Below are 24959 nucleotides of genomic sequence, written 5' to 3' on the forward strand. Positions count from 1 at the left end.
TCAGCTCTTGGCCACGGCGGCCTTGGCCGTCGTCTTGGCCTTCGACGCGGGGGCCGGCACGGCCGTGGCCTCGGCGGGCGCGGCGGCACCGGCGTCGGCGGTGGCCGCGGCGGCGTCCTTGCGGACACCCACGCCCAGCTTCTCCTTGATCTTCCGCTCGATCTCGTTGGCGAGATCGGGGTTGTCCTTCAGGAAGTTACGGGCGTTCTCCTTGCCCTGGCCGAGCTGGTCGCCCTCGTAGGTGTACCAGGCACCGGCCTTGCGCACGAAGCCGTGCTCCACGCCCATGTCGATCAGTCCGCCCTCGCGGCTGATGCCCTGGCCGTAGAGGATGTCGAACTCGGCCTGCTTGAACGGGGGCGCGACCTTGTTCTTGACCACCTTGACGCGGGTGCGGTTGCCGACCGCGTCCGTGCCGTCCTTCAGGGTCTCGATGCGGCGGATGTCGAGGCGCACGGAGGCGTAGAACTTCAGCGCGCGGCCACCGGTGGTGGTCTCCGGCGAACCGAACATCACACCGATCTTCTCGCGGAGCTGGTTGATGAAGATCGCCGTGGTCTTGGACTGGTTGAGCGCACCGGTGATCTTCCGGAGCGCCTGGCTCATCAGTCGGGCCTGGAGACCCACGTGCGAGTCGCCCATCTCGCCCTCGATCTCCGCGCGCGGCACCAGGGCCGCCACGGAGTCGATGACGATCAGGTCGAGGGCACCGGAGCGGACGAGCATGTCCACGATCTCCAGCGCCTGCTCGCCGGTGTCCGGCTGCGACAGGATGAGGTTGTCGGTGTCGACGCCGAGGGCCTTCGCGTACTCGGGGTCGAGCGCGTGCTCGGCGTCCACGAAGGCGACGGTGCCGCCGGCCTTCTGCGCGTTGGCCACGGCGTGCAGGGTCAGGGTCGTCTTACCGGAGGACTCGGGCCCGTACACCTCGATCACGCGGCCGCGGGGCAGCCCGCCGACGCCGAGCGCGATGTCCAGCGCGGTCGACCCGGTGGGGATGACCTCGATGGGGTCGTTCGGCTTGTCGCCGAGGCGCATGACCGCACCCTTGCCGAATTGCCGTTCAATCTGTGCGAGCGCGGCGTCGAGAGCCTTCTCGCGGTCGGTGCCTGCCATGGGTTCCACCCGGTTTGCTTGAGTCGATCGCTTCACGCCATTGACGCTAATGCCTGCCACTGACAATGCGCCTCCACGACCGGTTCAGCTGTGGATAACTCATCAGAATGGATGTTCGATTTTCCTGTCAAGCGCACCACGCCCACCGGCCCGGGACGGCTGTCCGGTCTCACTGAACCTTGACCGATCTCACTGAACTTTGACCGGGTCTGCGGTTGGTCAGGGGGGCCTGGGGTCCGAAGGAGGCCGTGGCGAAGGATATGCACCATGTACGAGACCTTCCGCTTCCGCTACCTCCGCGCAGGTGTGGGCCTGGCCGCCGACCTGCGCGCCGACGCGTACGAGACGGACGGGCCCCCGCCCCCGCCCACCCTCCTCATCTACCGCTCGCTGTACCTGCGCCTGCCCACGGACCGAACCCCGAACTGGCTGGAGGCGGCCTGGCTTGCGTTCGGGGCTTCCCTGCACGCCGAGCAGCTGTTTGACGGCCGGGCCCTGGTCCTCGACGTGGATGCATTTACGTACCCAGGCGCCGACTTCCGCGCGGAGGTCGCTGCCCTCGCCCTCGACGGCTGGGTCCACCGTCGCTTCGGACTCGCCCCCTGCGGTGCCTCGGTGACCTACGACGGGCCCTCTCGCCGCTTCGCCTTCACCTGGCCAAGCCCGATCATCCCCTTCGCCGACGAGTTCCCGGCACCAGGCCCGGCCCGAGTTGCCGCGGCTGCTTGCCGATGCGGGACCTCGGCGCCCGGACCTCCCTGACCAGTTGCGGAGCCGGTCAAAGTTCAGTGAGAACGGTCAAGGTTCAGTGAGACAGGACAACCGCTTCCGGCCTGCGGCTACGGGCTGCCGGCTACCGGCTGAGCGACTTGAGCGCCGCCGCGTCGTACGGCTGCAGCTCGTCGAAGCGGTTGCCGAGGACCTTCGCCGCCCACTGCGGGTCCTGGAGCAGCGCCCGGCCGACGGCGACCATGTCGAACTCGTCCCGTTCCATGCGGTCCAGGAGGTTGTCGATGTCACCGAGCGCCGCGCCCTCGCCGGCGAAGGCGCGGATGAAGTCGCCGTCGAGGCCGACGGAGCCGACGGTGATCGTCGGGCGGCCGGTGAGCTTCTTGGTCCAGCCCGCCAGGTTCAGGTCCGAGCCCTCGAACTCCGGGAGCCAGTAGCGCCGCGTGGAGGCGTGGAAGACGTCGACGCCCGCCGCCGCCAGCGGGGCCAGGATCGCCTCCAGCTCCTGCGGGGTCTGCGCGAGCCGCGCGTCGTAGGCCTCCTGCTTCCACTGCGAGTAGCGGAAGATCACGGGGAAGTCGGCCGGGACGCGCTCGCGGACCGCGGCCACGATCTCCGCGGCGAACTTCGTACGGGCCACCGCGTCGCCGCCGTAGGCGTCGGTGCGGCGGTTGGTCCGCTCCCACAGGAACTGGTCGAGCAGGTAGCCGTGGGCGCCGTGCAGCTCGACGCCGTCGAAGCCGATGCGCTCGGCCTCCGCGGCGGCGTCGGCGAACGCGCCGATGACGTCGTCGAGGTCGTCGCGGGTCATCGCCTTGCCGGTCCCCTCGGTTCCGTCGACGCGGATGCCGGAGGGGCCGACGGCGGGGGCGTCGGCATACGGCGCCTCGCCCTGCTTGCGCACCATGCCTATGTGCCACAGCTGGGGCACGATCGTGCCGCCCGCCTCGTGCACGGCCGCGGCGACCTTCTCCCACCCGGCCAGCTGGTCCTCGCCGTGGAAGCGCGGCACCCGGTCGCTCTGCCCGGCGGAGTCGTGGCCGACGTAGGTGCCCTCGGTGACGATCAGGCCGACGCCCGCGGCGGCCCGGCTGGCGTAGTACGCCCGCACGTCCTCGCCGGGCACGCCGTCGGGGGAGAACATCCGCGTCATCGGGGCCATCGCGATGCGGTTGGGGACGGTCAGGCCGTTCAGCCGGACGGGCCGGGACAGGATCTCGGCCGCGCGGGAGGCGGTGGACGTGGTGACGGTCATGCGGATCCTCCGGTGTGAGGCTGTGGCTCGTCGGACGGCAACGAGAAGTGCATAGTACACATGCTATGTATCATGCATATTGCTGCGGCCCGGCCCGCAGAGGTTCACCGGTCCGCCGGTCCGCGATAATGGAGCGCCGGAGGGAGCGGGAGGCGCAGTGCTGGAGAAACTGGAGCGGGAGCTGATGCTGCTCTCGCGGCACCAGGTGCTCGCCCGCCGCGAGCGCGACCCCGAACGCCTGGAGCGTTCGGCGTACCTGCTGCTCAGCCGGATCGACACGCAAGGCCCCATGTCCATAGGGCAGCTGGCGGAGGCCTTCGGGCTCGACACCTCGACCGTGAACCGCCAGACGGCCGCGCTGCTGCGCTGCGGACTGGCCGAGCGCGTCGCGGACCCGGACGGCGGCATGGCCCGCAAGCTGCGCATCACCGTCGAAGGCGGCCGCCGGCTCGCCGAGGACCGCGAGGTCAACCGTTCCTGCCTGGCCCGGGTGGTCGCCGACTGGTCCCCCGAGGAGGTTCAGGAGCTGGAGGACGCCCTGGTCCGCCTCAACCGCAGCGCCGAGGCCCTCGAAGGACGGTACTGGCCGCGCGCGGAGGAGGACGGGGGCCCTTTCGCGTGCTCGACGCCGTGAAAGACGGCTGGACGGTCGAGGACCGAAGGGGCTGAGCCACACCCGCGGCCGCAGGAACCCCGGCCGGCGGGCGGGCGAGGGTCAGGCCGTCCGGGCGCGCCGGTCGGGTCCGCCCGGCGCGAGCGTCAGCTCACGGCCCGCTTGACCAGCGCCGCTATCCGCTCCTCCACCTCGGCCGTCACCTCGGTCAGGGCGAAGCCGGCCGCCCACATCGCGCCCTCGTCCAGTTTCGCGAGGTCGCTGAAGCCGAGGGTCGCGTAGCGCGCCTTGAACTTCTCCGCGCTCTGGAAGAAGCAGACGACCTTGCCGTCCAGGGCGTAGGAGGGCATGCCGTACCAGAGCTTCGGCGCGAGGACCGGGGCGCTGGCCGTGACGACGGCGTGCACGCGCTCGGCCATGATCCGGTCCGAGTCCCGCATCTCGGCGATCTTCGCGAGGACGTCCCGCTCCGCCTCCTCCGCCTTGTCCGCGCGGGAGCCGCGGCGCGCGGCCGCCTTCAGCTCCTGCGCGTGGTCCTTCATCGCGGCCCGTTCCTCGGCCGTGAATCCCTCGTGCGTGCTGCCAGTGGTCTCGCTCATGACGGATCTCCCCCTTGAGGCTCTCGATGCGCGCCTTGGGAGAGACCTTAAGCCCGCCCACTGACAGCGCACCTGTCGAGGCGTCACATACACAGGACGCGCAACGCCGCACGCGCGAGCAGCACGGACTGACAACCCAGGGTTGACACCCTCTTGACTGTCAACCTACGGTTGCATCCATGACGAACCCTTCCGTGGAACCCGTTCGCATGACCAATCCGGTCCGCCTCGACGACCTGATCGAGGCCATCAACAAGGTTCACACCGACCCCCTGGAACAGCTCAGCGGCGCCGTCGTCGCCGCCGAGGCCCTCGGGGACGTCGCGGACCACCTCATCGGCCACTTCGTCGACCAGGCCCGCCGCTCCGGCGCCTCCTGGACCGACATCGGCCGCAGCATGGGCGTCACCCGCCAGGCCGCCCAGAAGCGCTTCGTACCCAAGGCGGACAAGGAGGGTGCCGCCGCGCTCGACCCGAACGCGGGCTTCGGCCGCTTCACCGCCCGCGCCCGCAACGTGGTCGTGACCGCGCAGAACGAGGCCCGCGCCGCGGGCAACAGCGAGATCGGCACGGCGCACCTGGTCCTGGGCCTGCTGGCCGAGCCCGACGGCCTCGCGGGGGTCATCCTGCGCACCCAGGAGGTCTCGCCGGACGACGTACGGGCCGCCGCGAGCGCCGCGCTCCCGCCGGCGCAGGACGAGATCCCCGCCCTCGTCCCCTTCGACGCCCCGGCGAAGAAGGCCCTGGAGCTGACCTTCCGTGAGGCCCTGCGCCTGGGACACGACTACGTCGGCACCGAGCACGTCCTGCTCGCGCTCCTGGAGCTGGAGAACGGCGAGGGCCTGCTGAGCGGCCTCGGCCTCGACAAGGCGGCCGCCGAGGCCACCGTCAACGAAGCCTTGGCAGCCGTACTCGGCGGCGAGGACGCGAAGTAGAGGAGTCCGCCGCCTCCGTCAGTGCGTAGCGCTTCACGTACACGCCGAGGAAGGCCTGCAGCGTGGCGACGGCCGGGATCGCGATCAGCGCCCCGACCGCGCCCAGCAGGGCGGTGCCCGCGATGACCGATCCGAAGGCGACCGCCGGATGGATGTCCACGGTCTTCGAGGTCAGCTTGGGCTGCAGGACGTAGTTCTCGAACTGCTGGTACACCACCACGAAACCGAGGACGTACAGCGCGTACCAGGGGTCGACGGTGAAGGCGATCAGAACCGGCAGCGCACCCGCGAGATAGGTGCCGATGGTGGGGACGAACTGGGAGACCAGCCCCACCCACATCGCGAGGGCGGGCGCGTACGGCACCTCGAGGACCGCCAGCACGATGTAGGTGGCGATTCCGGAGACCAGCGCCATCAGCCCGCGCGAGTACAGGTAGCCGCCCGTCTTGGCGACGGCGATCTCCCAGGCGCGCAGCACCTCGTCCTGCTTGGCGGGCGGCAGTACGGAGCACAGGGCGCGCCGCAGCCGCGGTCCGTCGGCGGCGAAGTAGAAGGAGAACAGCCCGATCGTCAGCAGCTTGAAGAGTCCGCCGAGCACGGTGGCGGACACGTCGAGCACGCCGGACGCGCTGTTCTGCACGTACTTGCGCAGCCAGTCCGAGCGCAGCACGCTCTCCTGGATCTCCAGCCGGGACAGTTCGGTGTGGAAGGTGGAGTTGATCGCCTTGATCACCGCGTCGATGTAGCCCGGGAAGCCCTCGACCATGGCGACGATCTGCCCGGCGAGCAGCGAGCCGAGCAGTGCGAGGAAGCCGGCGGTCACGATGAACACCGCGAGGAACATCACGAAGGTGGCGAGCCCGCGGCGCATACCGCGGGCCGCCATCCCGGACACCGCCGGTTCGACCGCGAGCGCGAGGAAGAACGCGATCAGGATGTTGACGAGCAGCCCGATGAGCTGGTGGAAGGCCCAGCTGCCGAGCTGGAAACAGGCGACGAGCGCCAGGACGAGGATCACGGCGCGCGGCAGCCAGCGCGGCATCCGCGCCTGCGCCCCTGCGGGGGCCGCTCCGGCCGGGGGGAGGCCCGCCCCACCGGATCCGGCCTGCGGGACGGGGCCGCCGGGGGCTACCGGACGCCGGGGACCGCCGGGGCCGTCACCGGCGCTGCCGGTACGCGCACCGCCCGGATCGGGGACGTCGGCGGTCTGGTCGTCGGTCGTCGTCTCATCACTGGCTGCCACGCCGCCCAGTCTGGCCCACCGACCGCCCGAACCACGAAGTGGTGCGCGGCGGCGTCAGCGCAGCGAGGCCGGCACGTCCATCGCCGAACACACGGCGCGCCACACGTCCTTGGCCTCCCAGCCCGCGTCCAGCGCCTGGTGGACGGTCCGCCCGCCCAGCTCGGTCATGACGTGGTCCCGCGCGAAGGAGTCGGCGTAGCCCGCGCCGAAGTGCTCGGCCATCCGCTCCCAGAAAATCGTCAACCGCATGCCTCCAGTATCCCGCCCCGGGAGAGTGCACCGGCCGCGTTCGCCCCTCCCGGCCGCACCGCCGCGTCCTACGTTGCACGCATGCCCGGAGACGAAGCTTCCTCGCAGACGTCGCACACCCCACGGCCCACGCAGGCCACGCGGGCCGCTCAGGCCCGGCAGCTCGCGCATCCCCCGCAGCCCGCGCAGAGCCCGGAGAGCCCGCAGGGCCCCCAGAACCCGCAGAGCCCGCTGGCCCGCGCCGAGCAGTTCATCTGGCTCACGGCCCGCGTGCTGGAGCAGCGGCGGTTCGCGTTCCACTTCCTGGGCGGGGACGCCGACCCGGTGGACACCGCCCTCGGTTCCTACCTCAACGGCGACGGCGGCTACGGTCACGCCCTCGATCCGGATCTGCGCGGTCCGCTCAGCCAGCCCCTGCACACCGCGCACGCGCTGCGCGTGCTGGACAGCCTGGGCCGCTGCGCAGGGCAGCGCATCGAGCGGCTCTGCCGCCACCTGACCGGGGTCTCCACCCCGGACGGCGCGCTCCCGGTGGTCTCCCCGGGCCCGCGGGCCTACCCGGCGGCCCCGTACCACCCCGCGTACGACGCCCCGCCGGGCGAGCTGCTGACCACGGGCCCCGTCGTCGGCCTGCTGCACCGCAACCGGGTCTGGCACGCCTGGCTCTTCCGGGCGACCGACTTCTGCTGGGACCGGGTCGAGGGCCTGCGCCACTCGCATCCGTACGAGGTCCAGAGCGCGGTGGCCTTCCTCGACGGCGTCCCGGACCGGGCGCGCGCCGCTGCGGCCGCGGACCGGCTGGGCCGGCTGGTGCGCGAGCAGCGGCTCGTGGTGCTGGACCCGCGGCGGCGGCCCGAGTACCCGCCGGCTCCGGGCTATGCGCCGGGCGAGCAGCTGTTCCCGCACGACTTCGCGCGGCGGCCCGAGTCGCTGGCCCGCGGCTGGTTCACGGACGAGGAGATGCGCCGCTCGCTGGACTTCCTGACCGCCGCCCAGCAGGCGGACGGCGGCTGGCCGGTGCGCCGCGAGGCCTGGGCGCCGGGCAGCTCGCTGGAGCGGCGGCCGATCGCCACGCTGGAGGCCCTGCTGACCCTGCGGGCCTACGGGCGCCTGCCGGACGGGATCAGCCGCCCAGGGCCCGTACCCCAGCGGTGACAAGGACGGCGGCCGCGACCACGACCAGGAACGGGGCCCGCAGCAGCAGCGCCAGCCCGGCGGCGGCGAGCCCGGCGGCGCGGGCGTCGACGACGAGGGCGGACCCGGTGCTGAAGGTCTGCTGCGCGGTGAGCGCGGCGAGCAGCGCGACCGGCAGCAGGGCGGCCAGCCGGCGCACCGCCGGCCGCTCCAGGGCCCCGGCGGGCACGAGCAGCCCGGCGAGCTTGACGGCGTAGCAGCCGACGACGGTGACGGCGATGGCGATCCAGACGTTCACGGTCGGCGTCCCTTCATCCACAGCACGACGGGGGCGGCGAGGGCCGCGATCAGCACGGGCACCCCGGCGGGCAGCACGGGCAGGAAGCCGAGCCCGAGCACGAGCGCGAGGGCGGCGACGGCCCGTTCGGTGGCGGTCTTCAGCATCGGGGCGAGCAGGGCCAGGAACACGGCGGGCCCGGCGGCGTCCAGCCCCCACGCCTTGGTGTCCCCGATGGCCTCGGCGCCGAGCGCGCCGAGCAGGGTGGTCAGGTTCCAGAGTGCGTACAGGGTGAGCCCGGTGACGGTGAAGCCGAGCCGGGCCGACTTCCGGTCGGGCTGGGCCAGCGCCACGGCGGTGGTCTCGTCGATCACCCAGTGCGCGGCGAAGGGCCGTACGGCGCGGGGCAGCGCGAGCAACTGCGACAGCCGCAGCCCGTAAAAGGCGTTGCGGGTCCCGAGGAAGAAGGCCCCGGCGGCGGCGGTGAACGGGTTCCCGCCCGCGGCGAGCGCTCCGACCAGGGCGAACTGCGAGGCACCGGTGAAGACGAGCAGGCTCAGCACGCACGCCTGGAGGGTGCTGATGCCGGCCCCCGCGGCCGTCACCCCGAAGGCGAACCCGGACAGTCCGACGGCCACCCCGACCCCGAGCGCGTCCCGGATCACGGCGGCCCGCGGCCGCTCGCCGGGCGCTGGCATCTCTCGTATCTCTGGCTCTGTGACCAGCTGCTTCTCTCCCACGCCCCGAAACTACGCGGAGCCCACCGAGTGGGTCTTGTACGTTCTTGCACGCAGCCGGCATCAGCCGCGCCGCCGCACCGGACCGCCGAGCAGCCCCTAGAAGGCCCGCCCCCGCCGGTAGGCGCCCGGCGGGACTCCCACGATGCGGGTGAAGTGGCGGTTCAGGTGCGGCTGGTCGGTGAAGCCGACGGTGACGGCGGCCTCCGCCGGCGGGGTGCCCGCGTCGAGCAGTCGGCGGGCCTGGCGGACCCGGGCGTCGGTCAGCCAGGTGTGCGGCGGCATCCCGTACTGCTCGCGGAAGGCCCGCAGCAGTGCGAAGGGGCTGGTCCCCAGGTCCGCCGCCAGCTGCTCCAGCGACGGCGGGGCGGCCATCCGCTCCGCCAGCACCGCCCGGGCCCGTTCGGCGTCGGCGGCGCCCGCGCGCCGTACCGTACGGGCCGGCAGCGGGCCCGCGTGCCGGTTCAGCATGCGTGCCACGACTGCCCGCAGCAGCGTGTCGGCGGCCAGCGCGTTCCCCGCCTCGGCGGCCCGGTGCACCTCGGTGATCGTCCGCGAGCCGTGCGGGTCGGTGACCACGTCGGCCGTGAAACCGGGGGTGCCGCGCAGGGTGCCGATCTCGTCGGCGACCTCGGTGATCAGCTCGCGGGAGGGGTAGAGGGTGGCGTAGGCCCATCCCTCGGGCGCCCCGGCGCGCGCGGTGTGCGGCACCTCGGGGTTGATCAGGACCACGCTGCCCGGTCCGGCGCGCACGACGTGGCCGGGCAGGCCGACCTCCTCGACGCCGCCGGTGACGGCCGCGATGACGTACCCGTCGTGCGCGTGGCGCGGGAACGTGTGGCGTACGTAGTGGGCGCGCAGCAGGTCCAGCCCGGGCAGCTCCGCGTACTGCCAGTGCCGCGCCCACTCCCGGCCGCCCTCTTCCGTCCCCATGCCCCCATTCTGCGCCCTGGCGGCGACGCACGTTTCCCCAGGTCCGGGCCGTTGTCAGTGCCCGGGTGCACGATGGGGGCATGGCAGGCGCTGCGCTCGACTCGTTCTCCCCCGCGACCCGCTCGTGGTTCACGGGGGCCTTCCGTACGCCCACCACCGCACAGGAGGGTGCCTGGCGGGCGATCGGGGAGGGCTCGGACGTGCTGGTCGTGGCTCCGACCGGCTCCGGCAAGACGCTGGCAGCGTTCCTCGCGGCCCTCGACCGGCTCGCCTCGACCCCACCGCCCGCTGAGTCGAAGAAGCGCTGCCGCGTGCTGTACGTGTCGCCCCTGAAGGCCCTGGCCGTCGACGTGGAGCGCAATCTGCGCAGCCCGCTGACCGGGATCCGGCAGGAGTCGGTCCGGCTCGGCCTGCCCGAGCCGGACATCCGGGTCGGGATCCGCTCGGGTGACACCCCGCCCGCCGAGCGGCGGGCGCTGGCCACCCGGCCGCCGGACATCCTGATCACCACCCCCGAATCGCTGTTCCTGATGCTGACCTCGGCGGCCCGAGACGCCCTCACCGGGATCGAGACGGTGATCCTGGACGAGGTGCACGCGGTCGCCGGGACCAAGCGCGGCGCCCACCTCGCCCTCTCCCTGGAGCGGCTGGACGAGCTGCTGCCGCGTCCGGCGCGCCGGATCGGGCTGTCGGCGACGGTCCGGCCGGTGGACGAGGTGGCCCGGTACCTCGCGCCGCGCGGCAAGGTGGAGATCGTCCAGCCGCCCTCCGCCAAGGAGTTCGACCTGTCGGTGGTCGTCCCGGTGCAGGACATGGGTGAGCTGGGCGGTTCGCCCGCGACGGAGGGCAAGGAGGGCGGGGACAAGCCGTCGATCTGGCCGCATGTGGAGGAGCGGATCGCGGATCTGGTGCAGGCCCACCGCTCGACGATCGTGTTCGCCAACTCCCGCCGCCTCGCCGAGCGGCTCTGCAACCGGCTCAACGAGATCGCGTACGAGCGCGCCATGGGCGAGCGGCTGCCGGAGGGTTCGCCCCCGGCCGAGATCATGGCCCAGTCGGGCGCCGCCCAGGGCGCCCCGCCCCTGCTGGCCCGCGCACACCACGGCTCGGTCTCCAAGGAGCAGCGGGCGATCGTGGAGGAGGACCTGAAGGCGGGCCGGCTGCCGGCCGTGGTCGCCACCTCCAGCCTGGAGCTGGGCATCGACATGGGTGCGGTGGACCTGGTGGTGCAGGTGGAGTCGCCGCCGTCGGTGGCGTCCGGGCTCCAGCGGGTGGGCCGGGCCGGCCACCAGGTGGGCGCGGTCTCCACCGGGGTGGTCTTCCCCAAGTACCGCGGCGACCTGGTGCAGGCGGCCGTGGTCACCGAGCGGATGCGCACCGGGGCGATCGAGTCCCTCCGCGTCCCCTCCAACCCGCTCGACGTCCTGGCCCAGCAGCTGGTCGCGATGGTGGCGATGGACACCTGGCAGCTGGACGACCTGCTCGCCCTGGTGCGGCGGGCGGCGCCGTTCGCCGCGCTGCCGGAGTCGGCGTTCACGGCGGTGCTGGACATGCTGGCGGGCCGCTATCCGTCGGACGCTTTCGCCGAGCTGAGACCGCGCGTGGTCTGGGACCGGGTGGCGGGGACGATCACCGGGCGGCCGGGGGCCCAGCGCCTCGCGGTGACCTCCGGCGGCACCATCCCCGACCGCGGTCTCTTCGGCGTCTTCCTGGCCGGCTCGGACCCGAAGAAGGGCGGCGGCCGGGTCGGCGAGCTCGACGAGGAGATGGTCTACGAGTCCCGCGTCGGGGATGTCTTCACCCTGGGCACCACCTCGTGGCGGATCGAGGACATCACCCGCGACCGCGTCCTGGTCACCCCGGCCCCCGGGGTGCCGGGCCGGCTGCCGTTCTGGAAGGGCGACCAGCTCGGCCGCCCGCTCGAACTGGGCCGCGCGGTCGGCGCGTTCCTGCGCGAGCTCGGCGGCCTCACCGACGAGGACGCCCGACTGCGGCTGCTGGCGGCCGGCCTGGACGCCTGGGCCGCCGAGAACGTCCTGGCGTACCTCGCCGAACAGCGCGAGGCCTGCGGCCACGTCCCCGACGACCGCACCATCGTCGTCGAGCGCTTCCGCGACGAGCTGGGCGACTGGCGGGTCGTGGTGCACTCCCCCTTCGGCGCCCAGGTGCACGCCCCGTGGGCGCTGGCGCTGGGCGCCCGCCTCGCCGAGAAGTACGGCATGGACGCGCAGGTGATGCACGCCGACGACGGCATCGTGCTCCGCCTGCCCGACGCGGACCTGCTGTCCATGGACCTGCTCGATCACGACCCCGCGGCTCCGCAGCCCTTCGAGTTCGACGACGAGCAGGCCCCGCTGGGCGCGGCCGACGTCGCCTTCGACCACGGCGACATCAACCAGATCGTCACCGACCAGGTCGGCGGATCCGCGCTGTTCGCGTCCCGCTTCCGCGAGTGCGCGGCCCGCGCCCTGCTGCTGCCGCGGCGCAGCCCGGGCAAGCGCACCCCGCTGTGGCAGCAGCGCCAGCGCGCCTCCCAACTGCTCCAGGTGGCCTCCGAGTTCGGCTCCTTCCCGATCGTGCTGGAGGCCGTACGCGAATGCCTCCAGGACGTCTTCGACGTGCCCGGTCTGACCGAGCTGATGGGGGACATCGAGGCGCGCCGCGTGCGCCTGGTGGAGGTCACCACCCCGGAGCCCTCCCCCTTCGCCCGCTCCCTCCTCTTCGGGTACGTCGCCCAGTTCCTCTACGAGGGCGACTCGCCGCTCGCCGAGCGCAGAGCGGCCGCGCTGTCGCTGGACTCCCGGCTGCTGGCCGAGCTGCTCGGCCAGGCGGAGCTGCGCGAGCTCCTCGACGCGCAGGTGCTGGAGGAGCTGGAGCGCGAGCTCCAGTGGCTCACCGAGGACCGGCGGGCCAAGGATCCCGAGTCGGTGGCCGATCTGCTGCGCATGCTGGGCCCGCTGACGCAGGACGAGCTGACCGAGCGCGGGGCGGAGCCCGCCTGGGCCCGGGAGCTCGCCGCGGCCCGCCGCGCCATCCCGGTCCGGATCGGCGGCGCGGACCACTGGGCGGCGATCGAGGACGCGGGGCGGCTGCGGGACGCGCTGGGCACGGCGCTCCCCGTCGGAGTCCCGGAGGCGTTCACCGAGCCGGTCAAGGACCCGCTGGGGGACCTGCTGGCCCGGTACGCCCGGACCCACGGGCCGTTCACCACGGCCGCCGTCGCCGCCCGCTTCGGCCTGGGCACGGCGGTGACCGAGGGCGCCCTGCACCGGCTCGCCGCGGCCGGCCGAGTGGTCCAGGGCGAGTTCCATCCGGCGGGCATCGGCCAGGAGTGGTGCGACGCGACGGTGCTGCGCCGGCTGCGCCGCCGCTCCCTCGCCGCGCTCCGCCAGGAGCTGGAGCCCGTACCGCCGACCTCGCTGGCCACCTTCCTGCCCCAGTGGCAGCACCTCGGCGGGGCCCTGCGCGGCCTCGACGGGCTGGCCCGGGCGGTCGAGCAGCTCCAGGGCGCCCCGGTCCCGGCCTCGGCGCTGGAGCGCCTGATCCTCCCGTCCCGGGTGGCGGGCTACTCCCCCGGCCTCCTGGACGAGCTGACCACTGCGGGGGAGGTGGTCTGGGCCGGCGCCGGAGCCCTCCCGGGCAAGGACGGCTGGATCTCCCTCTACCTGGCGGACGCGGCCCCGCTGCTCCTGCCGCCGCCGCACCCGCTGGATCCGAGCCCGCTCCACCAGGCGGTGCTGGCCTCCCTGACCGGCGGGTACGGCCTGTTCTTCCGCCAGATCGCGCAGTCGATCCGCGCCGACTTCCCCGAGGTCTCCGACCTCGCCCTCTCCGAGGCGGTGTGGGACCTGGCCTGGTCGGGCCGGCTCACCAACGACACCCTGTCGCCGCTGCGCTCGCTGCTGGGCTCGGGCCGCACGGCGGGCTCCACGGCCCACCGGGCCCGGCGCACGGTCCCCCGCGGCCGGTACGGCACGCTCAGCGCGACCGTGTCCCGTACCGGCCCGCCCACCGTCTCCGGGCGCTGGTCGCTGTTGCCGTCCCAGGCCCCCGACCCGACCCACCGGGCCCACGCGCTGGCCCGCACCCTGCTGGACCGGCACGGCGTGGTCACCCGGGGCGCGGTGGCCGCGGAGGGCGTCGAGGGCGGCTTCAGCGCGGTCTACCGCGTCCTGTCGGCCTTCGAGGACAGCGGCCAGGCCCGTCGGGGCTATGTGGTCGAGGGGCTGGGCGCGGCGCAGTTCGCGATGGACGGCGCGGTGGACCGCCTGCGGGCCGCGGAGCGGACCCCGCCCCCACTGGCGGCGGTGGTCCTGGCGGCCGCCGACCCGGCGAACGCGTACGGCGCGGCCCTGCCCTGGCCCGAGCCGCCGGCCGGGGCCACGCACAAACCGGGCCGCAAGGCGGGCTCCCTGGTCGTCCTGGTGGACGGCGAGCTCACCCTGTACCTGGAGCGTGGCGGCAAGACCCTGCTGGCGTGGCCGCCGCCGGAGGACCCCCGCCTCGCGGCCGCCACGGCGGCCCTGGCCGCGGCCTCCCGTGCGGGCACCCTCCCGGCCCTGACGGTGGAACGTGTCAACGCCACCGCCGCCCTGACCTCCCCCCTGGGCCGGGCCTTGGAGGCGGCCGGCTTCCATGCCACCCCGAGGGGTTTGCGCTTGCGTTCCTGACGGCTGCAAATCGGCGCCGACTGTTCCGCTCACGTCCTGGACATGTCACAGAACCGTCGTGGCCCGCCCTCTGGGCTGGCACATCCGCTTACTCGTCCTTTATCAAGATGATCACAGGCATTGCGTTGGCGATGCACAGTCATGGGGGAGTAGAAGAGTGAGCACCATCAGCATGCGTACCACCACCCTCGGCGCGGTCGTCCTGGCGGTCGCCGGCACCCTGGCCCTGACGGGCTGCAAGAACGGCAACGAGGAGCTGGCCCCGGCGCAGCCGAGCGGTTCCGCCTCGGCCGCAGCCCCGTCCGCCGCGCCCGACGGCCCGTCCGCGTCGGCCAGCCCCAGCGCCGCCGCCCCCTCCACGGGTGGCAGCGAGGCTCCCGCCGGGGCGAACGGCACGGCGAAGTCCGGCCAGACCTTCAAGATCGGCGAGGCCGCGGAGGTCCCGTTCAGCTACGGAAACAACAAGGGCGGCCAGATCGCCCTCACGGTCACCGCGATCGAGCAGGGCAACCCCGCCGACCTGGACCCGCTCAAGCTCGGCGACAAGGTGAAGGGGATGATCCCGTACTACATCCGCTACTCGGTCAAGAACACCGGCACCACGGACCTGTCCTTCTCGTCCGTGACCCAGGTCAAGGGCCTGCTCGGGGACGGCACCGAGGCTCAGCGCGTCTCGATCATAGGCAAGTTCGAGAAGTGCCCGAACGAGTCGCTGCCGAAGGGGTTCGTCAACGGCCAGACGCAGACCAGCTGCGCGGTGGCCCTCGCCCCGTCGGCCCAGACGAAGGTCAGCGCCGCCGAGTACTGGGGCAACCCGTACGGCTACCCGAACAAGGGTCTCGTCTGGAAGTGACGAGCGGCCCCTTCGGCGCCTCCGGCCCCTCACCCGGCTCCTGACCCACCCCTGCCCACCCCGGCCGTCCCGCGGCCGTCCTGATCCGGAAGAGAGCCCCTGCGGCCGCACCCCGCCGCAGGGGCTCCCGCACTCACCCGGGCCGTCGGCGAGTGAGAATGGCCCCATGCCCGAAGGCGACAGCATCCGGCGCGCGGCGACTCGTCTCCACGCCGCCCTGGCAGGCCGCGAACTCACCCGCAGCGACCTGCGCGTCCCCCGCTTCGCCACCGCCGACCTCACCGGCCGCGTCACCCTCGACGTCACCCCCCGCGGCAAACACCTCCTCGCCCGCTTCGAGGGCGGCCTGACCCTGCACAGTCACCTCCGCATGGACGGCGCCTGGCACGTCTTCGCCACCGGCCAGAAGTGGCGCGGCGGCCCCGTCCACGAGATCCGCGCCGTCCTCGGCACCGACGGGCACACCGCCGTCGGCTACCGCCTCCCCGTCCTGGAACTGATCCGCACCGCCGATGAGGACCAGGTCGTGGGCCACCTCGGCCCCGATCTCCTCGGCCCGGACTGGGATCCCGCGCGAGCCGCCGCCAACCTGCTCGCCGCCCCCGAGCGCCCCCTCGGCGAGGCCCTGCTCGACCAGCGCAACCTCGCCGGGATCGGCAACATCTACAAGGCCGAGCTCTGCTTCCTGGCGGGAGTCACCCCGTGGACACCGGTCGGCGCGCTCCCCGAGGCGACCCTGCCGCGCCTGGCCGCCGCCGCCCACCGGCTGCTGTCCGCGAACACCGGCGCGCGGCCGGGGCCCCGCAACACCACCGGCCTGCACCGGCCCGGCCAGGACCTCTTCGTCTACGGCCGCGCCCACCGCCCGTGCCTGCGCTGCGGCACCCCCGTCCGCAAGGCCCAGCAGGACGACCGCCCCACCTACTGGTGCCCCCGCTGCCAGCCGGGGCCCACACCGTAGGCGGTGTCCAGGCGACGGGACGCACTGGTTGACGGTCCGTCAGATCCAGTCGTACCGTCCCGGCATGCCCACACCCACAGCCTCGTACGCCCTCACCGGCCGCACCGCCCTGGTCACCGGCGCCGCCAGCGGCATCGGCCGCGCCACCGCCGTCCTCCTCGCCGAGGCGGGCGCGCACGTCCACTGCGCGGACCGCGACGAGCAGGGCCTCGCCGAGACGGCCGCCCTCGTCACCAAGGCCGGCGGCGCCGCCGGCGTCCATCCCCTCGACGTCACCGACCGGGCCGCGCTGCGGGCGGCCGTGACTGCGGCGGGCCCGCTCGACATCACGGCCGCCATCGCCGGAGTCATGCACACGAGCAGCGTCCTGGAGACGACCGACGAGGACCTCGACCGGGTGCTGGACGTCAATTTCAAGGGGGTGCTGCGCACCTGCCAGGAGGCCGCCCGCAGCATGATCGCGGCGGGGCGCCGCGGCTCCATCGTCACCATGGCCTCAGGGGCCGTGGACGCCGCCCAGCCCGGCCTGCTCTGCTACAGCGCCGCCAAGGCCGCCGTGGTCCAGCTGACCAAGACCCTCGCCACCGAGGCCGGCCCGCACGGCATACGCGTCAACGCCGTCGCCCCCGGCTGGATCCGCACCCCGATGACCGGCCGCCACGGCCCCGAGGCCCAGGAGCAGACCGAAGCGGCGATGGTCCGCATGTCCCCCCTGCGCCGGGTCGGCGAGCCCGAGGACATCGCCCAGGCGGTCCTCTACCTGGCCTCGGACGCCTCGTCCTTCATGACGGGCCAGATCCTTCGCCCCAACGGGGGCGTGTCGATGCCGTGGTAGACCCGGCACCACCCGAGCCACCCCCACCGGACGCACCAGCCGCGTCTCCGGAGCCCCCCGGGCCCCCCGACCCGCCCGATCCCCCGGCGGCTCCGCCGCGGACGCCGGCACGCGCCGGCCGCCGGGCCTTGCGCACCGGGCCCGGCACGCAGTGCACCGGCAGCAGCCCCAGCCCCCAGCCGCCCACCGCCACCGCGCCCTCGACCGCCCCGGACTCCTCGGGCGCCAGTACCAGCCGCAGCACGGCCCACCACCACAGCACCCCCACCGTCAGCGCGAGGGCCAATGCCGCAGGTATGCGCGGTAACCGCCGCACGGCTGCCTCCCTGGGGGTCCCCCCAGACGGAGCCTGGGGGCCGGGACCCGGACTGCCCCATCCTCCCGCACCGCCCCCGGCACCGCACCCAGAACGGCCGGGAGCCCCGGCCGGTGCTTCACGCACCGGCCGGGGCTCCGGCCACGCTCAAACGCTCACGTGCTCGCTCACGCGGCTACGACATTCACCGCTTCCGCAGGCGCCTTGATGGTCACCCGCTCCGGTCCACCCGTGACCGAAGCCATGGAGACCGAATTGAGCATCGGGCGGACCGGTACGCTCACCGGTTCGCTTGCCGCGGCCGACTGTGCCAGCTCGGCCAGCGACAGTTCGTCACTGACTTCGCGCATCAACTCGGACATCCGTACGTCCAACGCGTCGCAGATCGCGGAGAGCAGCTCGGAGGATGCCTCCTTCTGCCCCCGCTCCACCTCGGAGAGATAGCCGAGCGAAACTCGGGCCGACGAGGAGACTTCGCGCAGAGTACGGCCCTGGCGCTGGCGCTGCCGACGCAGCACGTCACCCAGCAGGCGACGGAGCAGAATCATCGGTGGCTCCCTCCTCTGACCGTGTAGCCGCATCCTTCACGCCCCACCGTACCGCCTCGCGCCGCGGCCGTGCGGGGAGCGATGTCGTGTTCACTCAGGGCTGCAAACATCAAATCCCCCCGTTCTGTTCCGTATCCTGCCTCCGCGCATTCTCACGGAGTTGGCCTGAGAGAAGCTCGAGCACTGTGCGTGCACTCTCCCTACGAATTTCCGCACGGGAGCCGTTCAACCTCAGCCGGACCGTTTTCCTGCCCCCCGGGCCGTCCACCGCGACGAAAACCGTGCCGACCGGCTGCCCGTCCTGCGGCTGCGGACCCGCCACCCCCGTGGTCGCGATTCCCCACGAAGCGCCCATCACCCGCCGCACACCGGCGGCCATCTCCGCCGCGACCTGCGCGTTCACCGCGCCTTCCGCCGCGAGCAGCTCCGCGTCCACCCCGAGGACGCGGTGCTTGATCTCCGTGGCGTACGCCGTGACCGATCCGCGGAAGGACTGCGAGGCGCCGGGGACCGCCGTGAGCTCGGCGGCCACCATGCCGCCGGTCAGGGATTCCGCCACGGCGAGCGTCTGGTCACTTTCCGTGAGCAGACGCAGCGCCTCCGCGGCCAACTCGAACACACGATCGATCGACCCGGCCGCGCCGACCCCGCCGGACGTCTCCGCTCCGCCTCCGGTCACCGGAAGGAATCCCCCGCCCCGTAGGTCACTTCGCGGCCCGCTCCGCCTCGAGACCCTGGCGACGCAGGACGACCGCCTGCCGGATGTAGTCCAAACCGGTGACCACGGTCAGCACGACGGCGATCGCCATCACCCAGAAGCGCATCGTCGCCAGCGCCCCGGTCAGCGCGAGCACGTACATGCCCACAGCCGTGCCCTGCGCCAGGGTCTTGAGCTTGCCGCCGCGGCTGGCCGGAATCACCCCGTAGCGGATGACCCAGAAGCGCAGGAGCGTGATCCCGAGCTCCCGCCCGAGGATGACCCCCGTCACCCACCAGGGGAGGTCACCGAGCCAGGAGAGGCAGATCAGCGCCGACCCCATGATCGCCTTGTCGGCGATGGGGTCGGCGATCTTGCCGAAGTCCGTGACCAGGTTGTACGTGCGGGCCAGGTGCCCGTCGAAGATGTCCGTGATCATGGCGACGGCGAACGCCGCCCAGGCCCAGGCGCGCCACGCCGGGTCGTAGCCGCCCTCGGCGAGCAGCAGGAAGACGAATCCCGGCACCAGGACGAGCCGGATCATCGTCAGGATGTTGGCGATGTTCCAGAGGCTGGCCTGATTGACCGCCGCGGCCCCCAGCTTCGCGCCGGGTACGGGCCGGCGATCGGTCCCGCCCGCCGCAGATGCCGGGACTCCGGTCATCCGGCCGCCTCCTCAAGATCCATGCCCAGGGGCTCCGCCACCAGGTCCACACCGAGGGTGCCGACCACCTTCGCCGTGACGATACGTCCGGGGACCAGGCCCGTGCTGTCCGTGAAGACGACCTGGCCGTCGGTTTCGGGGGCCTGGTGGGCGGCGCGCCCGTAAGCCCCGTCGCCGTCCTCGTCGACGCTCTCCACGGACTCGACGAGTACCTCCAGGGTCTCTCCGATCCGCTCCTCGGCGCGCTGCGAGGTGAGCTCCTCGGCGAGCCGCTGCATGTGCGCCAGCCGCTCGGCGATGGTCTCCTCGTCCAGCTTGTGGTCGTAGCCGACGGCCTCGGTGCCGTCCTCGTCGGAGTAGCCGAAGATGCCGATGGCGTCGAGCCGCGCGTGGGTGAGGAAACGCTCCAGCTCGGCGAAGTCCGACTCCTTCTCGCCGGGGAAGCCGACGATGAAGTTGGACCGCACACCGGCCTGCGGGGCCTTGCTCCGGATGGTGTCCAGCAGCTCCAGGAAGCGGTCGGTGTCACCGAAGCGGCGCATGGCCCGCAGCACGTCGGGGGCCGAGTGCTGGAAGGACAGGTCGAAGTACGGGACGACCTTGGGGGTGGAGGTGAGTACGTCGATCAGGCCCGGCCGCATCTCGGCGGGCTGCAGGTAGCTCACGCGCACGCGCTCGATGCCGTCGACCGCGGCCAGCTCGGGCAGCAGGCTCTCCAGCAGCCGGATGTCGCCGAGGTCCTTGCCGTACGAGGTGTTGTTCTCGGAGACCAGCATGACCTCCTTGACGCCCTGCTCGGCGAGCCAGCGGGTCTCGCCCAGCACGTCGCTGGGGCGGCGGGAGATGAAGGAGCCGCGGAAGGACGGGATGGCGCAGAAGGAGCAGCGCCGGTCGCAGCCGGAGGCCAGCTTGACCGAGGCCACGGGGCTCTTGTCCAGGCGGCGGCGCAGGGGTGCGCGCGGCCCGGAGGCGGGCGCGAGTCCGGTGGGCAGGTCGGCGGGGCCCTCGGCGGGCTCCTGGGCGTGGCCCGGCAGGGCCACGTCGGCGCTCTGCCGCTCCGCGGGGCTGATCGGCAGCAGCTTGCGCCGGTCGCGCGGGGTGTGGGCCTCCACGCTGCCACCGTTCAGGATGGTCTGGAGGCGGTTGGAGATGTCGGCGTAGTCGTCGAAACCGAGGACTCCGTCGGCTTCCGGAAGGGCTTCGGCGAGCTCCTTGCCGTAGCGCTCGGCCATGCAGCCGACGGCGACGACCGCCTGGGTCTTGCCGTGATCCTTGAGATCGTTGGCTTCCAGGAGGGCGTCTACGGAGTCCTTCTTGGCGGCTTCGACGAAGCCGCAGGTGTTGACGACGGCTACGTCCGCGTCGGCGGCGTCCTCGACGAGCTCCCAGCCATCCGCCGCCAAGCGGCCTGCGAGCTCCTCCGAGTCCACCTCGTTACGGGCGCAGCCAAGAGTGACAAGGGCGACGGTACGGCGTTCGGGCATGGACTCAAGACTACTTCGTCCCGGCGTCGGCCCCAGCCGCAAGTCCCCGTACAGCAAGATCCCCGGGGTGCGGCGCAGCACCCCGGGGATCCGGAATTCCCTGTTCCGCCCGGGGGCGGCCTCCGCTCAGCCCGCCTGGGGCTGATCCTGAAGAGGATCCGCCTTGGTGTATGTGAGACGTTCCACCTGCCCCGGCTGGAAGTCGTCCTTGATCTCCTTGCCGTTCACGAAGAGCTTCACGGCCCCGGCGTCGCCGAGCACGAGGTCGACGGACTCCTTGTCCGTGAAGGTCTTGGACTGACCCTGCGTGAGGGTGCCGTCGAAGAGCAGCCGGCCGGTGGAGTCCTTCGCGGAGATCCAGCTCTCGCCGGTGTCGGCCGTCAGGACGACCGTGACGAGGTCCTTGGGCGCGGCGGCGATCGCGCTGTCCGAGGGCTCCGGCTTGGGCGCGGCCGGGGTCTGCTGGGGCTGCGCGGCCGGCTTGCCCCCGGTCTGCTTGGGTGCTGCCGGCTTCGGGGCGGCGGAACCTTCCGCCACCGGGCGCTTGTCCTTCGCGTCGCCGCCGCTGAAGGCGGTGAAGCCCACGAAGCCGATCACGGCGACGATGGCGGCGACCATGGCCGCGGTCCAGTTGGGCCGCTGCCGTTCGGGACGGATGCGCTCGGCGTCGAACATCGGCGCGGCGGGCGTGGGTGCCGGCCGGCCGCCGTGGGCCGCGTCGTAGCTCTCGACCAGGGGTACCGGGTCGAGGTGGACGGCGCGGGCGAGCGTACGGATGTGACCGCGGGCGTACACGTCGCCGCCGCACCGCGTGAAGTCGTCCTCTTCGATCGCGTGCACGATCGGGATGCGCACGCGGGTGATGGAACTGACCTCGTCGACGGTGAGCCCGGCGGCGATGCGGGCCTTCTTGAGGGCGGTCCCGATGGACGGGGTCTCGACGGGTCGTTCGACGATGCGGTCCTCGGACCGGTCGTCGGTCGAAGGCCGCTCTTCTTCGGGGGAGTTGGCGTTGCCGATGGACACGTGGGCGCCTTTCGAGCGTGTAGCCACCTGCTGGATGTCCAGTCTAGGGGGGTGACGAAAGGGTGGAGCAACCGGAGGGTGCACTTCATACGCCATACGAATGGCGAAGGGAGGTCCGCTCCGGCGTGGCGGACCGACGCCGTACACGGGGTCGTGCGCGGTACCACTACCTCCCTTCAACTGGACGTGGGCCCAAGGGAAACGGTTGCCCGGAATTTGGTTACGGATGCGCCTCGCCGCGGATGACCGCGAGCACGTCGTCCAGCTCGTCGGCCTTCAGCAGGACGTCGCGCGCCTTCGAACCCTCGCTCGGGCCGACGATCCCCCGCGATTCCATGAGGTCCATCAGCCGCCCGGCCTTGGCGAAGCCCACCCGCAGCTTGCGCTGGAGCATCGAGGTCGAGCCGAACTGCGTGGTGACCACCAGCTCCGCCGCCTGGCACAGCAGGTCCAGGTCGTCGCCGATGTCCTCGTCGATCTCCTTCTTCTGCTTCTGCCCGACGGTGACGTCCTCCCGGAAGACGGGCGCCATCTGGTCCTTGCAGTGCTGGACGATCCCGGCGATCTCGTCCTCGGTGACGAAGGCTCCCTGGAGGCGGACCGGCTTGTTGGCGCCCATCGGCAGGAAGAGCCCGTCGCCCTTGCCGATGAGCTTCTCGGCGCCCGGCTGGTCGAGGATGACCCGGCTGTCGGCGAGCGAGGAGGTGGCGAAGGCCAGGCGCGAGGGCACGTTCGCCTTGATCAGGCCGGTGACGACGTCCACCGAGGGCCGCTGGGTGGCGAGCACCAGGTGGATGCCGGCCGCGCGGGCCAGCTGGGTGATCCTGACGATCGAGTCCTCGACGTCGCGCGGGGCCACCATCATCAGGTCGGCCAGCTCGTCGACGATCACCAGCAGGTACGGGTACGGGCTGAGCTCCCGCTCGCTGCCCGGCGGCAGTTTGATCTTGCCGTCCCGGATGGCCTGGTTGAAGTCGTCGATGTGCCGGTAGCCGAAGGCGGCCAGGTCGTCGTAGCGCAGGTCCATCTCGCGCACGACCCACTGGAGCGCCTCGGCGGCCCGCTTGGGGTTGGTGATGATCGGCGTGATCAGGTGCGGGATGCCCTCGTACGCCGTCAGCTCGACCCGCTTGGGGTCGACGAGCACCATCCGCACGTCCTCCGGGGTCGCCCGGACCATCACGGAGGTGATCAGGCAGTTGATGCAGGAGGACTTTCCGGAACCGGTGGCGCCGGCCACCAGCACGTGCGGCATCTTGGCGAGGTTGGCCATGACGTAGCCGCCCTCGACGTCCTTGCCGAGCGCGACCAGCATCGGGTGGTCGTCCTCGGCCGCGTCCGCGAGTCGCAGGACGTCGCCCAGGTTGACCATCTCGCGGTCGGTGTTCGGGATCTCGATGCCGACCGCCGACTTGCCCGGGATCGGGCTGATGATCCGCACGTCCGGCGAGGCCACGGCGTAGGCGATGTTCTTGGTCAGGGCGGTGATCCGCTCGACCTTGACCGCGGCGCCGAGGGTGACCTCGTACCGGGTCACCGTCGGCCCCCGGGTGAAGCCGGTGACGTCGGCGTCGACCTTGAACTCGCTGAACACGTTGCGCAGCGAGGCGACCACCGCGTCGTTGGCGGCGCTGCGCGTTTTGCCGGGCCCGCCCTTCTCCAGCAGGTCCAGCGAGGGCAGGGCGTACGTGATGTCCCCGCGCAGCTGGAGCTGCTCGGCGCGCGGCGGCAGCGCCTGGGCCTGCGGCGGCGCCTTGGTCAGGTCGGGCACCGACAGCGTTCCGGAGGCCGCGGCGGTGGTGGCGTGCGGCTGTTCCGCGGGGGCCTCGGGCGCGGTCGGGGCCTCGGGGGCCTCTGCGGCGACGGGTGCTGCGGGGCGCTCCCCGCGGGCGGTCGGCACGGGCGCGGTGATCTCCGCGCTCTCCCGCTCGGCGGTGATGCCGTGCGTGAGGTCGGCGACGAGCGGCGAGGGCGGCAGGCCGCCGTAGACCACCCCGTCCAGCGCGGCGGCGGCCGCCGCGGCCACGTCGACGGCGTCCATCTCCCGGTCCATGGCCGGCCGGGCGGAGCTCCTGCGCGGCCGGCGCCGACGGGCCAGCGCCTCCTCCTCGGCGGCGTCCGCCGGGTCGTCGGAGCCGGCGAACGCGCCCGTACGGGCCCGCCACTGCTCCGCATCGTGACGGTCCCGCCGGTCCCGGCGGTCGGCGGCGCCCTCGGCCTCCGCGTACCCCTCGTCGTAGGCGTTCGGGGCGATGATCCCGAGCCGGATGCCGAGCCTGCGCAGCCGCTGCGGGATCGCGTTGACCGGGGTCGCGGTGACCACCAGCAGCCCGAAGATGGTGAGCAGCACCAGCATGGGCACGGCCAGCGGCGCGCCCATGGTGAAGATCAGCGGCTTGGAGGCGGCCCAGCCGACGAGTCCGCCCGCGTTCTGCATCGCGGTGGTGCCCTCGTCGCGGCCGGGCGCCCCGCAGGCGATGTGGACCAGGCCCAGGACCCCGATGACGAGGGCGGAGAGCCCGATGCCGATGCGGCCGTTGGCGTCGGTCTGCTCGGGATGGCGGATGAAACGTACCGCCATGACGCCGAGCAGGATCGGCACGAGCAGATCCAGTCGCCCGAAGGCACCGGTGACCAGCATGGTCACCAGATCCCCGACCGGACCGCTCAGGTTCGACCAGGTACCGGCGGCCACGATCAGCGCCAGGGCGAGCAGCAGCAGCGCGACGCCGTCCTTGCGGTGGGCGGGGTCGAGGTTCCTGGCCCCCTGGCCGATCCCGCGGAAGACCGCGCCGACCGCGTGCGCGCAGCCGAGCCACACCGCGCGCACCAGCCGCACCACGCCTCCCGTCGGGGACGGCGCCGGCTTGGCCGTGGCCTTCTTGGCCGGGGCGCGCTTGGCGGCCGCTGCCTTCTTCGCCGGGGGCTTGCGTGCGGGGGCCGCCTTCTTGGCCGGCGCCGTCGTACGGCCGGTGCGGCCCTTCGCGGTGCCCGCGGTGCTCTGGGAACCCTTGCCGGACGTACTTGAGGCCATGGGCCCGAGGTTACCGGTGCGCGCGCCGGTGGACACGCGTGCCCACCCCTT

At 72.7% G+C, this 24959-nt stretch carries 22 protein-coding genes; 8 read left to right on the plus strand and 14 right to left on the minus strand.

The window, feature by feature from the left end; all coding sequences use genetic code 11:
* On the minus strand, positions 1-1116 hold the full coding sequence (gene recA / locus ACZ6JT_RS29660) for a recombinase RecA (RefSeq protein WP_376618004.1): 1116 nt from the start codon (positions 1114-1116) through the stop codon (positions 1-3).
* A 267-nt stretch (positions 1117-1383) separates the two neighbouring features.
* On the opposite strand from recA, the gene ACZ6JT_RS29665 reads away from it, so the two are divergent.
* The gene (locus tag ACZ6JT_RS29665; RefSeq protein ID WP_469214383.1) at positions 1384-1878 is read left to right on the plus strand and encodes a hypothetical protein; all 495 of its coding nucleotides are present in this window, start codon (positions 1384-1386) and stop codon (positions 1876-1878) included.
* A gap of 91 nt (positions 1879-1969) precedes the next feature.
* On the opposite strand, the gene ACZ6JT_RS29670 is transcribed toward ACZ6JT_RS29665, so the two are convergent.
* A complete protein-coding gene (locus tag ACZ6JT_RS29670) occupies positions 1970-3100 on the minus strand; it encodes an NADH:flavin oxidoreductase (protein ID WP_469214385.1) in 1131 nt (376 codons plus the stop codon).
* A 184-nt stretch (positions 3101-3284) separates the two neighbouring features.
* On the opposite strand from ACZ6JT_RS29670, the gene ACZ6JT_RS29675 reads away from it, so the two are divergent.
* On the plus strand, positions 3285-3734 hold the full coding sequence (locus ACZ6JT_RS29675; RefSeq protein WP_469214456.1) for a MarR family winged helix-turn-helix transcriptional regulator: 450 nt from the start codon (positions 3285-3287) through the stop codon (positions 3732-3734).
* Positions 3735-3859: 125 nt separating this feature from the next.
* Here ACZ6JT_RS29675 and ACZ6JT_RS29680 read toward each other — a convergent pair whose 3' ends face one another.
* Entirely contained in the window at positions 3860-4312 is a 453-nt protein-coding gene (locus tag ACZ6JT_RS29680) for an iron chaperone (protein WP_469214387.1), read from the minus strand.
* A 179-nt stretch (positions 4313-4491) separates the two neighbouring features.
* Here ACZ6JT_RS29680 and ACZ6JT_RS29685 point away from each other — a divergent pair, with 179 nt between their 5' ends.
* On the plus strand, positions 4492-5247 hold the full coding sequence (locus tag ACZ6JT_RS29685; protein ID WP_469214389.1) for a Clp protease N-terminal domain-containing protein: 756 nt from the start codon (positions 4492-4494) through the stop codon (positions 5245-5247).
* Here the strand turns inward: ACZ6JT_RS29685 and ACZ6JT_RS29690 are convergent.
* Both ACZ6JT_RS29690 and ACZ6JT_RS29695 read right to left on the minus strand, forming a co-directional pair.
* Positions 5201-6490, minus strand: coding sequence for an AI-2E family transporter (locus tag ACZ6JT_RS29690; RefSeq protein ID WP_469214390.1), 1290 nt, complete (start codon positions 6488-6490; stop codon positions 5201-5203). The genes ACZ6JT_RS29685 and ACZ6JT_RS29690 overlap by 47 nt on opposite strands.
* Before the next feature lie 54 nt (positions 6491-6544).
* Complete coding sequence (locus ACZ6JT_RS29695) at positions 6545-6739, minus strand: DUF3046 domain-containing protein (RefSeq protein ID WP_030154244.1); 195 nt, start codon at positions 6737-6739, stop codon at positions 6545-6547.
* 81 nt (positions 6740-6820) lie between these two features.
* On the opposite strand from ACZ6JT_RS29695, the gene ACZ6JT_RS29700 reads away from it, so the two are divergent.
* On the plus strand, positions 6821-7894 hold the full coding sequence (locus ACZ6JT_RS29700; protein ID WP_469214391.1) for a hypothetical protein: 1074 nt from the start codon (positions 6821-6823) through the stop codon (positions 7892-7894).
* On the opposite strand, the gene ACZ6JT_RS29705 is transcribed toward ACZ6JT_RS29700, so the two are convergent.
* The 3 genes from ACZ6JT_RS29705 to ACZ6JT_RS29715 form a co-directional block, all read right to left on the minus strand.
* The gene (locus ACZ6JT_RS29705) at positions 7863-8171 is read right to left on the minus strand and encodes an AzlD domain-containing protein (protein ID WP_469214393.1); all 309 of its coding nucleotides are present in this window, start codon (positions 8169-8171) and stop codon (positions 7863-7865) included. The genes ACZ6JT_RS29700 and ACZ6JT_RS29705 overlap by 32 nt on opposite strands.
* Positions 8168-8848 (minus strand): AzlC family ABC transporter permease, encoded by a 681-nt coding sequence (locus ACZ6JT_RS29710; RefSeq protein ID WP_469214395.1) that lies wholly within the window; start codon positions 8846-8848, stop codon positions 8168-8170. The genes ACZ6JT_RS29705 and ACZ6JT_RS29710 overlap by 4 nt, the downstream gene beginning before the upstream one ends.
* Before the next feature lie 138 nt (positions 8849-8986).
* A complete protein-coding gene (locus tag ACZ6JT_RS29715) occupies positions 8987-9820 on the minus strand; it encodes an AraC family transcriptional regulator (protein ID WP_469214397.1) in 834 nt (277 codons plus the stop codon).
* Positions 9821-9900: 80 nt separating this feature from the next.
* On the opposite strand from ACZ6JT_RS29715, the gene ACZ6JT_RS29720 reads away from it, so the two are divergent.
* From ACZ6JT_RS29720 to ACZ6JT_RS29735, 4 genes are all read left to right on the plus strand, one after another.
* A complete protein-coding gene (locus ACZ6JT_RS29720; RefSeq protein ID WP_469214399.1) occupies positions 9901-14490 on the plus strand; it encodes an ATP-dependent helicase in 4590 nt (1529 codons plus the stop codon).
* 157 nt (positions 14491-14647) lie between these two features.
* A complete protein-coding gene (locus tag ACZ6JT_RS29725; protein WP_469214400.1) occupies positions 14648-15343 on the plus strand; it encodes a hypothetical protein in 696 nt (231 codons plus the stop codon).
* A gap of 166 nt (positions 15344-15509) precedes the next feature.
* The gene (locus tag ACZ6JT_RS29730; RefSeq protein ID WP_469214402.1) at positions 15510-16304 is read left to right on the plus strand and encodes an Fpg/Nei family DNA glycosylase; all 795 of its coding nucleotides are present in this window, start codon (positions 15510-15512) and stop codon (positions 16302-16304) included.
* Between the two features lie 64 nt (positions 16305-16368).
* A complete protein-coding gene (locus ACZ6JT_RS29735; protein ID WP_469214403.1) occupies positions 16369-17139 on the plus strand; it encodes an SDR family NAD(P)-dependent oxidoreductase in 771 nt (256 codons plus the stop codon).
* 483 nt (positions 17140-17622) lie between these two features.
* Here ACZ6JT_RS29735 and ACZ6JT_RS29740 read toward each other — a convergent pair whose 3' ends face one another.
* The 6 genes from ACZ6JT_RS29740 to ACZ6JT_RS29765 all read right to left on the minus strand — a co-directional run bounded on the left by ACZ6JT_RS29740 (position 17623) and on the right by ACZ6JT_RS29765 (position 24908).
* Entirely contained in the window at positions 17623-18003 is a 381-nt protein-coding gene (locus ACZ6JT_RS29740) for a helix-turn-helix domain-containing protein (RefSeq protein WP_030012484.1), read from the minus strand.
* Positions 18004-18112: 109 nt separating this feature from the next.
* Positions 18113-18622: a CinA family protein gene (locus ACZ6JT_RS29745; protein WP_469214457.1), complete on the minus strand. Its 510-nt coding sequence runs from the start codon at positions 18620-18622 to the stop codon at positions 18113-18115.
* A gap of 85 nt (positions 18623-18707) precedes the next feature.
* Positions 18708-19364, minus strand: a complete 657-nt coding sequence (gene pgsA / locus ACZ6JT_RS29750; protein WP_469214405.1) for a CDP-diacylglycerol--glycerol-3-phosphate 3-phosphatidyltransferase — start codon at positions 19362-19364, stop codon at positions 18708-18710.
* Positions 19361-20848 carry a 30S ribosomal protein S12 methylthiotransferase RimO gene (gene rimO / locus ACZ6JT_RS29755; protein WP_469214407.1) on the minus strand — a complete coding sequence of 496 codons (1488 nt, stop codon included), beginning with the start codon at positions 20846-20848 and terminating at the stop codon, positions 19361-19363. Before rimO ends, pgsA begins: the two co-directional genes overlap by 4 nt.
* 126 nt (positions 20849-20974) lie before the next feature.
* On the minus strand, positions 20975-21874 hold the full coding sequence (locus ACZ6JT_RS29760) for a helix-turn-helix domain-containing protein (protein WP_376620006.1): 900 nt from the start codon (positions 21872-21874) through the stop codon (positions 20975-20977).
* Positions 21875-22094: 220 nt separating this feature from the next.
* On the minus strand, positions 22095-24908 hold the full coding sequence (locus tag ACZ6JT_RS29765; protein WP_469214409.1) for a DNA translocase FtsK: 2814 nt from the start codon (positions 24906-24908) through the stop codon (positions 22095-22097).
* Between the last annotated feature and the right edge of the window lie 51 nt (positions 24909-24959).

Source organism: Streptomyces sp. NPDC046308 (assembly GCF_055588065.1).

Excerpts from the sequence above, each read along its gene's own strand:
- ACZ6JT_RS29710 (WP_469214395.1), bottom strand. The coding sequence starts at position 8,848 with ATGCCAGCGCCCGGCGAGCGGCCGCGGGCCGCCGTGATCCGGGACGCG.
- rimO (WP_469214407.1), bottom strand. The coding sequence starts at position 20,848 with ATGCCCGAACGCCGTACCGTCGCCCTTGTCACTCTTGGCTGCGCCCGT.
- ACZ6JT_RS29700 (WP_469214391.1), top strand. The coding sequence starts at position 6,821 with ATGCCCGGAGACGAAGCTTCCTCGCAGACGTCGCACACCCCACGGCCC.
- ACZ6JT_RS29695 (WP_030154244.1), bottom strand. The coding sequence starts at position 6,739 with ATGCGGTTGACGATTTTCTGGGAGCGGATGGCCGAGCACTTCGGCGCG.
- recA (WP_376618004.1), bottom strand. The coding sequence starts at position 1,116 with ATGGCAGGCACCGACCGCGAGAAGGCTCTCGACGCCGCGCTCGCACAG.
- ACZ6JT_RS29680 (WP_469214387.1), bottom strand. The coding sequence starts at position 4,312 with ATGAGCGAGACCACTGGCAGCACGCACGAGGGATTCACGGCCGAGGAA.
- pgsA (WP_469214405.1), bottom strand. The coding sequence starts at position 19,364 with ATGACCGGAGTCCCGGCATCTGCGGCGGGCGGGACCGATCGCCGGCCC.
- ACZ6JT_RS29740 (WP_030012484.1), bottom strand. The coding sequence starts at position 18,003 with ATGATTCTGCTCCGTCGCCTGCTGGGTGACGTGCTGCGTCGGCAGCGC.
- ACZ6JT_RS29735 (WP_469214403.1), top strand. The coding sequence starts at position 16,369 with ATGCCCACACCCACAGCCTCGTACGCCCTCACCGGCCGCACCGCCCTG.
- ACZ6JT_RS29665 (WP_469214383.1), top strand. The coding sequence starts at position 1,384 with ATGTACGAGACCTTCCGCTTCCGCTACCTCCGCGCAGGTGTGGGCCTG.
- ACZ6JT_RS29715 (WP_469214397.1), bottom strand. The coding sequence starts at position 9,820 with ATGGGGACGGAAGAGGGCGGCCGGGAGTGGGCGCGGCACTGGCAGTAC.
- ACZ6JT_RS29730 (WP_469214402.1), top strand. The coding sequence starts at position 15,510 with ATGCCCGAAGGCGACAGCATCCGGCGCGCGGCGACTCGTCTCCACGCC.
- ACZ6JT_RS29675 (WP_469214456.1), top strand. The coding sequence starts at position 3,285 with ATGCTGCTCTCGCGGCACCAGGTGCTCGCCCGCCGCGAGCGCGACCCC.
- ACZ6JT_RS29685 (WP_469214389.1), top strand. The coding sequence starts at position 4,492 with ATGACGAACCCTTCCGTGGAACCCGTTCGCATGACCAATCCGGTCCGC.
- ACZ6JT_RS29720 (WP_469214399.1), top strand. The coding sequence starts at position 9,901 with ATGGCAGGCGCTGCGCTCGACTCGTTCTCCCCCGCGACCCGCTCGTGG.
- ACZ6JT_RS29765 (WP_469214409.1), bottom strand. The coding sequence starts at position 24,908 with ATGGCCTCAAGTACGTCCGGCAAGGGTTCCCAGAGCACCGCGGGCACC.
- ACZ6JT_RS29670 (WP_469214385.1), bottom strand. The coding sequence starts at position 3,100 with ATGACCGTCACCACGTCCACCGCCTCCCGCGCGGCCGAGATCCTGTCC.